General features: G+C 45.8%; 12 protein-coding genes. 1 reads left to right on the top strand and 11 read right to left on the bottom strand.

Annotated elements, in window-relative coordinates; genetic code table 11:
- Window positions 1–36: 36 nt before the first annotated feature.
- The 9 genes from sdhB to zapA all read right to left on the bottom strand — a co-directional run bounded on the left by sdhB (window position 37) and on the right by zapA (window position 10,525).
- Entirely contained in the window at window positions 37–801 is a 765-nt protein-coding gene (sdhB, locus tag ABD734_RS06740) for a succinate dehydrogenase iron-sulfur subunit (RefSeq protein ID WP_344702741.1), read from the bottom strand.
- Between the two features lie 18 nt (window positions 802–819).
- A complete protein-coding gene (sdhA, locus tag ABD734_RS06735; protein WP_344702739.1) occupies window positions 820–2,571 on the bottom strand; it encodes a succinate dehydrogenase flavoprotein subunit in 1,752 nt (583 codons plus the stop codon).
- Between the two features lie 16 nt (window positions 2,572–2,587).
- Window positions 2,588–3,214 carry a succinate dehydrogenase cytochrome b558 subunit gene (locus tag ABD734_RS06730; protein WP_344702735.1) on the bottom strand — a complete coding sequence of 209 codons (627 nt, stop codon included), beginning with the start codon at window positions 3,212–3,214 and terminating at the stop codon, window positions 2,588–2,590.
- Between the two features lie 128 nt (window positions 3,215–3,342).
- Window positions 3,343–5,112, bottom strand: a complete 1,770-nt coding sequence (gene uvrC / locus ABD734_RS06725) for an excinuclease ABC subunit UvrC (protein ID WP_344702733.1) — start codon at window positions 5,110–5,112, stop codon at window positions 3,343–3,345.
- 59 nt (window positions 5,113–5,171) lie between these two features.
- Complete coding sequence (gene trxA / locus ABD734_RS06720) at window positions 5,172–5,486, bottom strand: thioredoxin (protein WP_344702731.1); 315 nt, start codon at window positions 5,484–5,486, stop codon at window positions 5,172–5,174.
- Between the two features lie 179 nt (window positions 5,487–5,665).
- On the bottom strand, window positions 5,666–7,996 hold the full coding sequence (locus ABD734_RS06715) for an endonuclease MutS2 (protein WP_344702729.1): 2,331 nt from the start codon (window positions 7,994–7,996) through the stop codon (window positions 5,666–5,668).
- A gap of 1 nt (window position 7,997) precedes the next feature.
- Window positions 7,998–9,701, bottom strand: coding sequence for a DNA polymerase/3'-5' exonuclease PolX (gene polX / locus ABD734_RS06710; RefSeq protein ID WP_344702727.1), 1,704 nt, complete (start codon window positions 9,699–9,701; stop codon window positions 7,998–8,000).
- Window positions 9,702–9,729: 28 nt separating this feature from the next.
- Complete coding sequence (locus ABD734_RS06705; protein WP_344702725.1) at window positions 9,730–10,263, bottom strand: CvpA family protein; 534 nt, start codon at window positions 10,261–10,263, stop codon at window positions 9,730–9,732.
- A gap of 4 nt (window positions 10,264–10,267) precedes the next feature.
- Window positions 10,268–10,525 (bottom strand): cell division protein ZapA, encoded by a 258-nt coding sequence (gene zapA / locus ABD734_RS06700; RefSeq protein WP_344702723.1) that lies wholly within the window; start codon window positions 10,523–10,525, stop codon window positions 10,268–10,270.
- Window positions 10,526–10,643: 118 nt separating this feature from the next.
- Between zapA and rnhC the strand changes: the two genes are divergently transcribed.
- The gene (gene rnhC, locus ABD734_RS06695; RefSeq protein WP_344702721.1) at window positions 10,644–11,330 is read left to right on the top strand and encodes a ribonuclease HIII; all 687 of its coding nucleotides are present in this window, start codon (window positions 10,644–10,646) and stop codon (window positions 11,328–11,330) included.
- A 79-nt stretch (window positions 11,331–11,409) separates the two neighbouring features.
- Here the strand turns inward: rnhC and pheT are convergent, their stop codons facing one another.
- Together pheT and pheS are read right to left on the bottom strand one after the other, a co-directional pair.
- Window positions 11,410–13,818 (bottom strand): phenylalanine--tRNA ligase subunit beta, encoded by a 2,409-nt coding sequence (gene pheT, locus ABD734_RS06690; RefSeq protein WP_344702719.1) that lies wholly within the window; start codon window positions 13,816–13,818, stop codon window positions 11,410–11,412.
- Window positions 13,805–14,872 (bottom strand): phenylalanine--tRNA ligase subunit alpha, encoded by a 1,068-nt coding sequence (gene pheS / locus ABD734_RS06685; RefSeq protein ID WP_344702717.1) that lies wholly within the window; start codon window positions 14,870–14,872, stop codon window positions 13,805–13,807. The genes pheT and pheS overlap by 14 nt, the downstream gene beginning before the upstream one ends.
- Window positions 14,873–14,874: the final 2 nt, after the last annotated feature.

The following is a 14,874-nucleotide window of genomic DNA, read 5'->3' as shown; positions in this document are numbered from 1 at the left end:
AAAAATAGGAAGAGCACTGCTCCTCCTATTTCAAAATTATTCTACTTCATGGTCGCTTCCGAAGAAGGATTTGAACATATGGAAGTTTGTTTCCCGTTGCATCGCTGCAATTGAGGTAGTCAATGGAATGCCTTTCGGGCATGCTTTGACACAGTTTTGCGCCATGCCGCACTCGGCAACTCCGCCTACGCCCATCAATGCATCCAGGCGCTCATTTTTGTTCATGCTCCCTGTCGGGTGGAGGTTGAACAATCTGACTTGGCTGATTGGGGCAGCACCCATGAATTGGGAACTGTCATTGACGTTAGGACATACTTCCAGGCATACGCCACATGTCATACATTTTGAAAGTTCATACGCAGTCTGACGTTTCTTTTCAGGCATACGTGGTCCAGGACCAAGATCATATGTTCCATCGATCGGTACCCAAGCCTTGACACGTTTCAGGCTATCGAACATGAATGACCGATCGACCTGCAAGTCTTTGACAACCGGGAATGTGGACATTGGTTCAAGCTTGATGGGTTGATCCAACTGATCGACCAATGCAGTACAAGATTGGCGTGCACCACCATTGATGACCATTGAACAGGCCCCACATACTTCTTCAAGACAGTTCATATCCCAAGTGACAGGAGTAGTACGCTCACCTTTAATATTAACAGGGTTCCGCTGGATTTCCATCAGAGCGCTTATGACGTTCATATTCTCACGGTAAGGTACTTCAAACTCTTCCCAATAGGATTGGGATTCTTTGTTTTCTTGACGTTTTATTGAAAATTTTATCTTTTTCTCACTCATCTATCTTCGCACTCCTTTCTAGCTTTTTTTAGAATAATCCCTCTCGCGCGGTGGAATCAGACTGACATCCACTTCTTCATATTCGAATCGAGGTGCCTCTTTCGGGCCTTCGAAGTATGCTTTAGTCGTCTTCAACCATTCTTCATCATTACGTTCTGGGAATTCAGGTTTGTAATGGGCGCCGCGGGATTCATTTCTGTTGTAGGCACCGATTGTGATGACACGTGCAAGTACCAGCATGTTCCATAATTGACGCGTGAAGAAGGCGGCTTGGTTACTCCATTTCTTCGTATCGTTGATATTTATGCGCTGATAGCGTTCCATGAGTTCAACGATTTTTTTGTCCGTTTCAAGGAGTTTGTCGTTGTGGCGGACAACTGTTACATTATCCGTCATGAGTTCACCAAGTTCCTTATGGATGACATAAGCGTTTTCATCGCCGTCCATACTCATGATGGCATCGAAATTCTCCTGTGCCATATTGACATGTTTTTCATAGAGGGAATCATCAAGATCTTCATATGTGCTATCAAGACCTCTGACGTATTCTATTGCGTTAGGTCCGGCTACTGTTCCGCCGTATATTGCCGACAGGAGGGAGTTCGCTCCAAGCCTATTACCGCCATGCTGTGAATAGTCACATTCTCCTGCAGCGAAAAGTCCAGGGATATTCGTCATCTGGTCGTAGTCGACATACAGACCACCCATTGAGTAATGAACTGCCGGGAATATTTTCATCGGCACTTTACGTGGGTCATCACCTGTGAATTTCTCGTAAATTTCTATGATTCCGCCCAATTTAACATCGAGCTCGTGTGGATCTTTATGTGATAAGTCGAGGTACACCATATTTTCGCCATTGATGCCGAGCTTCTGGTTGACGCACACATCGAAGATTTCACGTGTGGCGACATCCCTTGGCACAAGGTTTCCATAATCTGGGTACTTCTCTTCCAAGAAATACCAAGGTTTGCCATCTTTATAAGTCCAGATGCGTCCCCCTTCTCCTCTGGCCGACTCACTCATCAACCTGAGCTTATCATCTCCCGGTATTGCAGTCGGGTGAATCTGGATAAACTCCCCATTTGCATATACTGCACCTTGCTGATAAACGACTGAAGCCGCAGAACCAGTATTGATCATGGAGTTCGTCGATTTTCCGAAGATGATTCCAGGGCCACCTGTCGCCATTATGACTGCATCAGACTTGAATGTCTGAATTTCTGCACTCGTTATCTGTTGTGCTGTAATTCCACGCGCACGCCCCTCATCGTCAAGGACGACTCCAAGAAATTCCCAGCCTTCGTATTTATTGACGAGGCCGTCTACTTCAAACTTCCTGACCTGCTCATCCAGGGCATACAGCAACTGTTGCCCAGTCGTTGCACCAGCATAAGCTGTCCTGTGGTGAAGCGTTCCACCGAAGCGTCGGAAATCAAGCAATCCTTCATTTGTCCTATTGAACATGACTCCCATACGGTCCAGCAGGTGGATTATATCCGGCGCTGCATCAGTCATCGCCTTGACCGGAGGTTGATTGGCCAGGAAGTCTCCACCGTACACCGTGTCATCAAAGTGGATTGCTGGAGAGTCACCTTCACCTTTAGTGTTGACCGCCCCATTGATGCCACCTTGGGCACATACGGAGTGAGAACGTTTCACTGGCACTATAGAAAACAGGTCCACTTCGGCCCCTGTTTCAGCCGCTTTGATCGTCGCCATAAGACCGGCAAGTCCGCCCCCGACAACGATAATTTTGTCATTAGCCATTCTGTCCACTCCTTAATTAGATAAATGCCAATATTGCTTGAATGCCGATGAAGCTGACCACTACGAAGATGACTGCTGATACATAGCTCATCATACGCTGTGATCTATCAGATTGTGTGAAGCCCCATGTAATCATGAATGCCCATAGACCATTGGCGAAGTGAAATACAGTCGCAATGATTCCAACGATATAAAATATTAGCCATGCTGGATTGTTTACAATCTGATGTACCAAGTCAAAATTAACTTCCGCTCCAAAGAACACCTGCACCCTTGTCTGGAACACGTGGATTGCAATGAAGATAAATGCAATCACACCGCTGATCCTCTGAAGTGCAAACAGCCAGTTTCTGTATGTACTATGGAAGCCATAACCTTTTCCGCCTATATTATACTTCGCAGTGAAAGCGATGTAGATTCCGTAGACGCCATGAAACAGAATCGGAAGATAGATTACAAAAATCTCCAAAAACAGAACAAAAGGCAGACTTGCCATGAATCCGGCTGCAGTATTGAACGCTTCTTCACTACGTGTTGCAAAGTGGTTGACGACCAAGTGCTGAATAAGAAATACACCCAGCGGAATTACACCCAGCAACGAATGAAGCCGCCTGATCGCAAAACTTGAATCTTGTTTTGACACTCGAATTCCCCCCTAACTCTCCAATGAAATAAGTTTATACAAACACCATTTTACTCTCAAGAATTATATAAATCAAGGCGACTTGACGTGTTGCATAAAAAAGATCATGCCCATTCGAGTGCTGCTGTTCAGTCTTTCAATGTTTCCAAAATGCGTTTTGCGATCGGCGCAGGTATGCCTATCTCAGTAAAGTCTGCCACTTCCTTTTCACCCATGCGTTTAATTGAACCGAAGTGGCTCAGTAATTTCTGTTTGCGTTTTGGCCCCACACCTTCAATACCATCCAATCGGGAGGTCACGGATGTCTTCCTTCTTGTATTGCGGTGGAAGCTGATTGCGAACCTGTGCACCTCGTCTTGTATCCTTTGCAGAAGATAGAATTCCTGTGAATTCTTTTTAAGCGGTATGATTGATGCATTATCGCCATAGAGGAGTTCGGCCGTCTTATGTTTGTCATTTTTGGCCAACCCCGCTACTGGGATGTCCAAAGATAATTCATCGAGGAGGACGGATTTGACGGTATTCATATGACCCACACCGCCATCCACTATAAGTAGGTCGGGCAATGGTAATCCTTCTCTAAGAACACGTGTGTAGCGTCTTCTGACCGCTTCAGCCATGGACGCATAGTCATCTGGCTGGGTGACGGTCCTTATTTTATATTTCCGGTAATCCTTCTTGCTCGGCTTTCCATCGACGAAGGCCACCATGACGCTGACCGGGTCGACACCTTGTATATTCGAGTTGTCGAAGGCTTCTATGCGCACAGGCGTTTCGATATTGAGTGCTTTCCCAAGTTTCTCTATCGCTTTTACGGTTCTGGCCTCATCTTTTTCAATCATCTCGAACTTATTGCTAAGTGCTATCTCGGCGTTCTTCGTTGCAAGATCGACCATTTCGCGCTTTTGACCCCGTTTGGGCTGTATAACACTGACAGGCAGGTACTCTGCAATGACTTCATGTTCCAGATGACTCGGTATATGGACTTCCTTTGGCAAGAGATTGGATTTCACATCATAGAATTGGGCAATATACCTGAAAAATTCTTCTTGGGGCTCATCATTTATTGCGAACATATCTGCTTTCTTCTCAATGAGGTTGCCATTTCTTATCAATAGTACTGATACTGCCATCCACCCTTTGGATATGCTGTAACCGAAGCAGTCGCGTGCAGTCATATCCTTGGTCATCATCTTCTGCTTGTTCATTGTAGCCTCTATATGTCCAAGCAAATCCCTATATTCCTTAGCCTGTTCAAACTCCAGGTCTTCGGAAGCTTTCTGCATCTTATCCTTCAATTCGTCCGTTATCTGTTTGGTATCTCCATTAAGGAAACGGGTTATACCATCAATCATTTCTTTATATTGGTCCTGACTGACATCGTAGACACAAGGACCGAGACATTGGTCGATGTGATAATAAAGGCACAGTCGATCCGGCATTGTATTGCATTTCCTGAGCGGGTAGATCCTATCGAGCAACTTTTTTGTCTCGTGCGCACTGTAGGCATTGGGATAGGGCCCGAAATAGGTGCCGGAAGATGGCTTGACTGTACGGGTGACGATAAGTTTAGGATGCCTCTCCTTTGTGATTTTAATAAAGGGATAACTCTTATCATCTTTTAGGAGTATGTTGAACCTTGGGTAATGCTTCTTGATGAGATTGAGTTCAAGCAGTAGTGATTCGACTTCGGAATTGGTTACTATGAAATCGAAATCTTCGATTTCTTTTACAAGACGCATCGTTTTCTCATCATGGGCTCCGGAAAAATAGGATTTGACCCTATTGCGGAGATTTTTCGCCTTGCCGACGTAGATCACGATGCCATGACGGTCTTTCATCAGATAACAGCCCGGTTCAGTCGGCAGGACGGACAATTTCAATTTAAGTTCTTCCATAATCATCCCTCATGTTGAATTAAATGATAAAAAAGCCGCCTCAGAGGGCGGCTCATTCATTATGCGTGTTTTTCAATAAGTGCTACAAGCTGTTCTTTTGGTTGGAAACCAACGACTTTATCTACAGGCTCCCCATCTTTGAACAGGATGAGCGTCGGAATGCTCATGACTTCATATTCGCTTGCTGTAGCCTGGTTATCATCAACGTTAAGTTTGGCGATGTCTGCTTTGCCATCCACTTCTTGGGCCACTTCTTCGAGTACAGGTGCAATCATTTTACAAGGTCCGCACCATGGTGCCCAGAAATCCACCAATTTAACGCCGCTGTTTACTTCTTGTTTGAAATTCTGGTCGTTCACTTCGATTATTGCCATTTGAAATTCCTCCAATAAGTTGAATTGTGAGTTGATTATATCATGCACGTTCAGCATGCTCAATTTTACTGCCTATGCCAAAAAAGCTAAATAGACAATGCCACCCAAAAACATGATGACACCAATCACAATCAGCACTTTGGCGAGTTTATACATATCAAAATTATCCATCAGACCACCTACTTCATCTCAACGATCGTTACACCGAAGCCACCTTCACCAGGCATGCCACCCCTAAAGGATTTCACTTTGGAATGGGATTTAAGGAACTGCTGCACACCTTTTTGCAGCGCACCGGTCCCCTTCCCATGAATGATTTCAACTTCATTGTAATTGGAGAGCAGGACCTGGTCAAGATAACGATCGAGTTTCTGGAGCGCTTCTTCATAGCGTTCCCCCCTCAGGTCAAGCTCCCTCTTCACCGGTGTTTTCCCTACCCGGCGTGATACGGTACGCTGCTGTTGCTTTTCCTTCTTCCTCTTCTTGACCTCATCGAGGCCCACCTTCATTTTGATGATACCCATCTGTACAGTGACGGAGTCATCATCCGCTTCAAGCACTTCACCCTTTTGGCCATAGGACAAGACATCCACTTCGTCTCCGCGTTCGATGTGCTCTTTTTCCTTAGCGCGCTCCTTCTTACGGATATCCTCCTGATGATAACTGTCAGACAATTGTTTTTTCTGTTCTATCATTTCATGTTCCTGTATATCCGCACCGCGTTGCTTCATGTTCTCAAGGGTTTGGATGACAGTCTCTGCGTTCGCTTCTGCCTGTTTGATGATGCGGTTGGCTGATTCGCGCGCCTCTTTTCTGATCTTTTCTTTATATTCTTCATGACTTTCCATATATGCATCCAGTTCAGCATGAAGCTGTTCAGTTTCCTTCAGAAGCCGCGCAGTCTCTTCCTCATTTGCCCTGGCAGTCTTCGTATGCCTCTCAAGTGCTGTAATCATTTCATTGACATCTTCCGAGTCGCGTCCGGCAAGGGCCCGTGCCCGCTCAATGACACTCTCTTCCAAACCGAGTTTATTGGATATCTCAAAAGCATTGGACTTGCCGGGGATCCCCATGAGAAGACGATATGTCGGGGAGAGCGTCTCCACATCGAACTCTACACTTGCATTAATGGTATCTTCCCGTGTATAGCTGAACGACTTTAATTGAGGATAGTGCGTTGTCGCTACTATGGTCGACTGCTTTGAAAGCAGATATTCCAAGATGCTGATGGCCAGGGCCGCCCCTTCTTCAGGGTCTGTCCCCGCCCCTAATTCATCAAGGACTACAAGACTTTCCCCATCCGCTTCTTCGAGTATCCCGGTGATATTCGTCATATGACTTGAAAACGTCGAAAGAGACTGTTCGATGGATTGCTCATCCCCGATGTCACTGAATACCTTACGGAACAGCTTTAGACGGCTGCCGTCCCTCGCTGGTATGGGTATGCCGGACTGGGCCATAAGCACGCTCAGACCAAGTGTCTTCAGTGTGACTGTCTTACCGCCGGTATTCGGTCCCGTTATGATCACAGCACGCGTTTCATCATCCATTATGATATCATTTTTCACCACTTCATCCGCCGGGATGGACGGATGGAATGCCGCGGGCAGATAAATGCCACCCCCAGTCATGATATCCGGTTTTGTACCATTGATGCTTTTACCATAACGCGCTTTGGCGAATACCAGATCAATATGGTGGAGTGCATCATCGGTCATGGATAATTCACTGCTGACTGTAGCGACTTCAGCAGACAATGCATAGAGGATACGCTCCACTTCAGATTGCTCCTCATCCTTCAAATGTTGGATCTGGTTCGTCATCTGAACGACAAGCATGGGCTCCATATAGACAGTTTGGCCACTCGCTGATATATCATGCACGATGCCATTGAAATCCCCTTGATGTTCAACCTTTACGGGCACGACATACCGGTTATTGCGCATTGTGATGAGGCTATCCGATAACTTCTTCTGGTTGTTGCCGCGGATGATATCATTCAGGCGTTCTCTTATCTTACCTTCTTCAGCCTTGATTCTGCGGCGGATTCTAAGAAGGGCTTCGGACGCATGATCCAACACTTGATGGGCGTCACATGTCTCAGAAATTCTACGGTATAGGAAATGGATATCGGGAAGGCCGTTAATATAAAGGGGCAGATGCATAAGATTGATCTCATCCGCCTCAAACTCGTCGAACACGCCCTCCAGCGTATGTTTACGGTTCAGCATCATCCGTATTTCATTCAATTCTGAGACTCCAAGCATACTGCCTATTTCCGCCCGCTTCAGATGACGTTTGATATCAGTGATGCCTGAGAGTTCTACTGCCCGGTACCTCAGCATCGTCGATGCGTCATCAACTTCATCGATCATCTGACGGACGAGTTCTATATCGGTGGATATGATATCCTCACTGATGGCCTGCTTCGTCTTCTCACTCTCGGCCAGATTGCCCAAATCAGCGAGTATCTTATCGAACTCTAAAGTTTTTATTGTTCTATCATTCATTTTAAAACCTCTGTTTTCCATTTTTGATCCATTCCCGGAATCTTTCCCTTGTGAACGTATTGATCACCTGATCTTTTTTCACCAGACCTTTTTGCAGCGTAGCGATACCGTACTCCATAAAGTCCAAGTGATCTGTATGGTGGGCGTCCGTATTGACCGTCAACATCAGACCGGAATGGCGTATCACATCGGAAGATAGATCCAAGCGTCTTGGGTTAGCGTTCACTTCGAGCACTGTCCCTGTTTCTTTCGCCTTTTTGATCAAACGTTCCATATTAACGGCATAACCATCTCTTTTTCCAATGAGTCGTCCAGTGGGATGGGCGATATGTCTGACGTGTGGGTTATCACACGCTGCTTCCAGACGCTTCATGATTTGTTCTTCAGTCTGTTGGAAACTGGAATGGATGGCAGCAATGACATAATCCAATTCACCGAGTATATCATCATCAAAGTCCAGGCTGCCATCTTTTAATATATCCATCTCGGTGCCGGTGTAAATATCTATTTCTGGATATTTCGGCCGCAAGCTCTTCACTTCTTCAATCTGTTGCCTAAGTCTTTTCTCATCCAGTCCATTCGCGACTTTAAGGCTCTTCGAGTGATCTGTGATGACCATATATTCATAGCCCTTATCAATGCATGCTTCAACCATTTCAGAAATCGAATGGGAGCCATCACTGTAGACGGTATGCATATGCAAGTCACTTCGAATGTCTTCTGGGGCTACAATTTCACTCACATCCATATCCACCTCTTCTCCTGACTCGCGCATCGCTGGAGGGATATAGGGTAGATTGAAATGATTGAAAAAGTCTTCTTCAGAAGAGAATGTAAGCATTCCACCGTCTTTTTCGATACCATACTCACTGATTTTCTCACCCCGTGATTTGGCAATCTGCCTCATCCTCACGTTGTGTTCCTTGGAGCCGGTGAAATGGTGGAGTGTGGTATGGTACGCACCAGGAGTTGTGAAACGGATATCGACATTGATCTGATCGAAATCGTAATCGGCGACTACGGAGAGCTTGCGCTCCCCTTTGGCGACCACCTCTTTTATGAACGGCAGTTTCAAAAATGTCTCCGTTACCTGCTGCAAGTCATCTGCTTCCACGATAAAATCCAAGTCCTTGCTCATTTCCTTATAACGCCGGGCACTACCGGCGATATCAAACCGCTTGACCCCTTCCAATTCTTTTAATGCATCCGTAATCATCATTTTGAACTTCTGAATTGTTTCAATGGGATGGCGTTCAGGACGCGTGAGTAATTCATCGATACCTTTTATGATGTTTTCTTCAGTCTTTTTCCCGAAGCCGCTCAAAGCACTGACATTGCCGGCCTCGCATTCTGTCCTCAGGCCTTCTAAAGTAGTTACACCAAGTTCCTTATGCAGTTTTGCTACTTTCTTAGCCCCAAGTGTCGGGAGATGGAGCAGTTGGATCAGCGACGCGGGAACAGTCGACTTCAGATCTTCGAGCATAGTCGAGCGGCCGGTATTCACATACTCTTCAATAACTTCATTGACCCCTTTACCTATACCTTTCAGCTCTGAGAAGTCTTCGATTTCAGAAAGTGTCCTTGGATCCCGCTCTATAGTACTTGCAGCCTTGCGGTAGGCGGAGACCTTAAACGGGTTTTCCAGGGCTAATTCCATGTAGGTCCCTATAGTTTCAAGCAGATTGATTATGTCCTTCTTAGTCATGTCTACCTCCTAAAAAAGAGCCATATCGCTATGACTCACTCTGTAACCATTCTATGAATTTTTCGGAAAGAATAAATGTGTTGTCCAGCAGGAATTGAGCCAAACCGGACTCCCCTACCATCGTTTCGATGAAGTCCAGCGGCACTAGAGCAATCATCGTCAAGAAAACTGCCAGTATATAGATCATTTCCATCAGACCGAGCAAAGTGCCCACTATATCACCAACTATACCGAACACACTAATCTGTTGTAGGTAATCGAATGCGCTGACGATAAGTTGGATGATGATTTTAGAGATGATGAAGATGATGAAAAAAGCGGTCATATTATAAAACGCATGTTCGGCATTCGCCAATTCCGGCATAAGGGGATTGGTAAGCGTATCGGAAGTTGAAGGATAGGGCATCACCATATCGAAGCGTGCAGCCAGCTTCTCATAGTTTTTAGCGGAGATGATGATGGCCGAGAGTGTACCAATCAAGTGGAGCAGTTGGAGGACCATTCCTCTTCTATATCCTATCACCATTCCTGCAATCAGGAGTATCAGCAGTATGAGTGTCATGATATCATTTACCCTGCTCTTCCATCTCTTCTATTAATGCCTGATGCTTCTCAAGCAATTTGACATACTCATCCATGACGTTCACTGCTGTGAGTACTGCCTTTCGCGTTGTATCCAAACCCGCATTCTTCGCTCCAATTTCCTGGATTTTCTCATCCACGAGCCTCGCTACATAGCGAATATGCTGAGGGTCTTCTTCCCCAACCAAGGTATATTGTTGATCATTGATTTCGACAGCAATGCGGTTTTTATATTCTGCCATCTGACATTGCCTCCCCGTAAAAATTTCGCTTCCCATATGTTATCATTAATTTATTATACTTATGTAATCAATGTTATACAAGTATATGCATAAGAAAAAACATAAAGGTAGGATAGCCATGAACTATGACACTATGAATACAATCGGCAGCGATGAAGCTGGGGTCGGCGACTACTTTGGGCCGATGACAGTCTGTGCCGCCTATGTCCCGAAGGATAAAGTCGCACTCCTCAAAGAACTTGGCGTAAGGGACTCCAAAAACTTAAGCAACAGCACAGTAAAGAAAATCGCAGGCGACATCATACATATCGTCCCGTACTCCCTTGTAATACTCGATAATCCTTCCTACAATGAAAAGATTGATCAGGGATGGAATATAGTCAAACTTAAGGCAGTGCTCCATGATCACTGCATCAAAAATGTCCATGAAAAATTGACGACTGACTGGAAGGAGACATTGGAAGCCATTGTCATCGACCAGTTCACATCTGAAAATGCATATCGGAAATATGTCCCCCACCCTTTCCGTGAAGATTTGATATACCAGGAAACGAAAGCGGAATCCAAATCCATCGCGGTGGCCTGTGCAAGCATACTGGCACGCAGCAAATACCTGGAACAGATGGAGAACCTGAACCGCAACCTAAAAGCAGAGGTGCCACGCGGTGCAAGCAGCAAAACCGATGTCTTCGCTGCCAAGCTTGCAAAAAAGCATGGTTTGGGATACCTTGATGACATCACTAAAAAACATTTCAAGTCACGTCAAAAAGTCATCGACCTGATTAACAGCAGAAATCATGGCTGACGATATTATTTGTATGGTGCATTTCAAAAAGAGTAAAGATGCCTATGGCGACATCGTCCGCCATAGGCATCTTCATTTATCATCTGATATGTGCACCTTGTGCTTCCAGTGCTTTGACAACCGGATTGTATGAATCTTCCACTTCCGCATCGGTCAGTGTTTCCTCTTTATTCAGGTATACGAGCCTCAAGGCGATTGATTTGCTCCCTACTTCCAGATGCTCACCTTCATACACATCAAATACAAATACATCGTGAAGGTATTTTCCAGCCGTTTTCTGGACCGTCTCAACAAGGTCCCCAGCATGTGTCTCAGAAGAGACCACCAGCGCGATATCCCGGGTAATGGACGGGTATTTCGACAACTGCTGATAGATGATCTCCCCTTGGGCCTTCTCAAGCAATTCACCCATGCTGATTTCAAATACCGCAGCACTATCCAGATCATTCTCATTTGCATACGCAGGGTGGACTTCACCTACGAATCCGATGACAGTATCATTCTCGAGAATGATGTCTGCTGTTCTGCCGGGGTGCATCTCGCTTAAACGCGAAGATGGTCGATAGGTGATATGTGCAGACATGCCGAGTTTCTCAAACACCGTCTCCACAATGCCTTTGGCTGCATAGAAATCTGCAGGTACTTTAGTTCCGAGCCAATCTGTACGGTGCATATCACCCGTCACTATACCAGCAAGCATTTCTTTTTCCAACGGAAGTTCCGCTTCTCCACGCGGGATGAATATCCTGCCCATTTCATACAGTTGGACGTCTTTTTGTTGGCGGTTGCTGTTATATACTGCACTATCAATGAGATGAGGCACCAGACTGGTGCGCAGCACCGCATGATCTTCACTCATCGGCATCAGAAGGTCCAATGTTTCGTCGATTTCCGTAAATTGTCCGGCTTGACTACGGCTTGTCAATGCATAGTTGACTGCCTGCGATAAGCCAAGCGATTCCAGTTGATGTCTTATGACCCGGACCTTTTTCTGGACATCCGTCAATTGCCCTGGAGTAATCTTCGAATACTCGGGGAGTGAGCTCGGCAAAGCATCATAACCGTATATTCTTGCGATTTCCTCTGTGATATCTGCTTTAATCTTCAAGTCATCGCGCCTTGACGGTATCGATACCGTCAATATCCCTTCTTTTTCCGAGGCAACAAGCCCCAACTTACCCAAGACATCGGTAATCTCTTTGACGGTCAGATCCATGCCTAACCGATTATTGATGTAGTCTTCTGTGATTTCTATCGTGGAATCTTCTACGTCCAGTTCACCTGCTGAGATGACTTTCGACGTGGCTTTACCACCTGCATATTTCTGCAGGAGATAAGCTGCGCGGTCGAGTGCCTTCAGTACAAATTCATGGGAGACACTCTTCTCAAAACGCGATGATGCTTCACTGCGCAAGTTCAGGCGATTGCTTGTCTTACGCACGGAAAATGCATCAAAGACTGCCGATTCGATGACGACGTCGGTCGTGTTCTCCGTGACTTCAGAAAATGCGCCACCCATAACACCGGCCAGGGCAATCGGCTCGTTGCCATTGGTTACAACGATGTCACTCTGCTTGAGGGTCTGTTCCTTACCATCCAGAGTCGTCATCTTTTCGTTTTCCTTGGCGTAGCGCGTCACAATCTTATCAGAGCCAATCTGTTGACGGTCGAACATATGCAATGGCTGTCCAAATTCAAGCAGCACATAGTTGGATATGTCGACGATATTGTTGATCGGACGGAAACCTGCTTTAATCAGACGTATCTGCATCCAGACGGGTGAAGGATAAACTTTGACGTCTTCGACCACCCGGGCAGCATAGTAGGGGACTGCCAGATCATCTTCATTATCGACACTCAATTCAGCATCATCACCGAGATGCGCATCATCAATACCATATTCAGGGAGTGAAACCTCTCCACCGAATAGAGCCCGCGCTTCATAGGCGACACCTATCATGCTGAGGGCGTCCTTGCGGTTTGGAGTCAAGTCGAATTCCATGACCTGATCATCGAGGCACAATGCCCGAAGAGCATCTTCGCCGGCAGTTTTCTCCTCTTTAAAAATGAAGATTCCATCACGATATTCCGACGGCACCTGATCTTCATTGATGCCAAGCTCCTCAAGCGAGCATATCATTCCTTCCGAGACTTCACCGCGTAGTTTTGCCCGTTTGATTTTCACACCACCAGGGAGTCTGCCGCCGACTTTACAGACGATGACATAGGAATCGGGAACTACGTTAGGAGCTCCGCATATTATCTGGTTTGTCCCATCCCCTGTATCGACTTGACATATCTTAAGGCGATCTGCCTCAGGATGCTGCTCGACTGACTGGACATGGCCGACCACCAGGTTTTTGATTTCTGCCGTATAATCCTTCAGTTCGTCGACTTCGATACCACCGCGTGTAATCTTTTCAGCCAATTCTTCCGCAGGAACATCGAGTTGTATGAACTCCTGCAACCATTCTTTAGATACTTTCATTCTTTGCACCACCATCTTCTGTCACTTTGAACTGATTGATGAACCTCAAATCATTTGTATAGAAGTGTCTGATATCTTCTATACCGTGTTTCAGCATAGCTATCCTATCAGGCCCCATGCCAAAAGCAAAGCCGGAGTATTCACTGGAATCAAAGCCAGCCATCTCAAGAACATTAGGATGAACCATTCCTGCTCCGAGTATTTCTATCCAACCAGTATATTTGCAGACATTACATCCGTTACCCTTGCATTTGAAGCAGGAGATATCGACTTCCACACTCGGTTCTGTAAATGGAAAATAACTTGGGCGTAGGCGTATTTCACGCTCTTCCCCAAAGATTTCCTTGGCGAAAAGCTCCAAAGTGCCCTTCAAATCACTCATATGGATATTCTTATCGACCACCAGGCCTTCAATCTGGGTAAATTGGTGACTATGCGTCGCATCATCACTATCCCTACGATAAACTTTCCCGGGACAGATTATCTTGACCGGACCCTTTCCTGCCCGGGATTCCATCGTGCGCGCCTGGACAGGTGAAGTATGTGTTCTGAGCAGCATCTCCTCAGAAATATAAAAGCTATCCTGCATATCGCGTGCAGGATGTGATTTTGGCAAGTTGAGCGCTTCAAAATTATAGTAGTCGGTTTCCACTTCATACCCTTCTGCTATTTCATAGCCGAGACCTATGAAGAAATCCTCAATATTTTCGATGATCAAACTGAGGGGATGTGGACTGCCCAAACTAAAATTGCGTCCTGGCAGTGTAACATCAATCGTCTCTTCCGCTAATTTAGCCTCAAGCGCTTCAGCCTCAAGTGTTTGGGTCTTCTGTTCGATAATTTCTGTTATATGGTTGCGTGTTTCATTCACTGCCGCCCCAAACTGAGGACGCTCCTCTTTGGACAAGTTCTTCATTTCCTTCATGAGTCCTGTCACTTTGCCTTTTTTCCCTAAGTATTCCACTTTCAACTGCTGTAGACTCTTTAAATCTTCTATATGGGCCACAGCCTGATCGAATGATTCCTGGACTTGCCCTATTTCTGATGTATCCATCA

Origin of the sequence: Salinicoccus jeotgali (assembly GCF_039538805.1) — a bacterium.
Taxonomy (GTDB): Bacteria; Bacillota; Bacilli; order Staphylococcales; family Salinicoccaceae; genus Salinicoccus; species Salinicoccus jeotgali.
Note: the sequence above shows the minus strand (reverse complement) of the source record. Positions and strands in the feature narration are given on the sequence as shown.